Here is a 1,284-nt window from a genome sequence, read left to right as displayed (position 1 = left end):
CGTAATAGGCACCCAGTGCAGCCTGGCTGGATTTCAATGAAACTGCCGCCATGCGCAGTGCCTGAGCCGCACGGTTCGCTGTGCGCTTGCTTGCCCCCGATAGCACTTTTCCGCCCGATATCTTTGTTCCAGGACACAACCCAAGCCACGAGGCAAACTGCTTCGCACTCTTGAACCTGCTCATGTCAGCGCCCACTTCACTCAGGACTTTCATCGCAGTCGTCACTTCGATGCCGTCAATTCGCGTCAAATCAACCCCACACATGCCAATCAGATGGGCACGCAAATCAAATTTGGGAGCGTTCTTGACATTGGAGCGGCGCTTCTTCTGGCAGATCTCTACCTTGTGCACCTGAAGTGCCGCCAGCATGGTTTCAAGCTGCCGGTCACATTCGGTGAGTCGTTCGCTGTAGGCGTCATAGAGTGACATCGCTTGCTTGAGTGCAAACAGGTGTTCTTCCCGCCAATTCCCGACTAACGATTTCTCAATCTCGTCTTTGCCAGCCCGGATGCGATTGCTCTTGAGATTCGCCAGGATGTGCCCATCTCTCTCACCAGTAATGATGGCACGAACGATCTTTTGACCGGTTTCGCCCACAATATCCGAAATCACGTTCGCCAATTGTATGTTCATTTGCGCCAGAGCCTTTTGCATATGTTGCACATGTCGCGCCTGATAACGGATCAGCATATCGCGTTGACGAGATATGGCTCGTAGTGCACATATCTCATCTTTCGGACGGAATGCGCCAGACAACAACCCAAAGCTCATCAGTTGCTGTAACCATTGGCAGTCCAGTACATCCGACTTCCGGCCAGAAACATTTCTAACGTGCCGCGCATTTACTAGATACACAGTCAGCCCGCGCGACTCCAAAAGTTCATACAGTGGAATCCAGTATACCCCCGTCGATTCCATTGCCACAGTGTCAATTTCACAGGCCTCTAACCAGTCCGCTAAACCATTCAGGTCTGCGGTGAAACTCTTGAATTCCCTTACCGGCTTGTTATCTCGATCCGGCGGTACCGCCACAAAATGGCTCGCAGAGCCAATATCAATCCCCGCTGCATTCGGATGGATTAACTCCAATTTACTTTGCTTGAACTTTGCCATGACATCCTCCATTATCTCTATTGGAATGTCGCGCTGGTTCAGGTACGTCGTTGTACTCACTCTTTCAAACGGGATGTCCGTTGCCACGGACTCACCAATGTCGCCGACGTGACCCATGACCACGCTAAAAAACGGGCGGATTAGCACCAGTGATGTGTCGGTCTTCTCCA

The 1,284-nt window shown here is 51.7% G+C and carries 1 protein-coding gene; it reads right to left on the bottom strand.

What is annotated here, in order from left to right; all coding sequences use genetic code 11:
• Nucleotides 1-1,201, bottom strand: a 1,201-nt coding sequence (locus tag ABD07_RS14665; protein WP_160818913.1) for an IS110 family RNA-guided transposase, incomplete at its 3' end; no start/stop codon positions are given.
• Nucleotides 1,202-1,284: the final 83 nt, after the last annotated feature.

Source organism: Nitrosomonas oligotropha (genome assembly GCF_009833085.1).
In the GTDB taxonomy this organism is placed as follows: Bacteria; Pseudomonadota; Gammaproteobacteria; order Burkholderiales; family Nitrosomonadaceae; genus Nitrosomonas; species Nitrosomonas oligotropha.
This window is presented reverse-complemented; position numbering and strand designations above follow the sequence as displayed.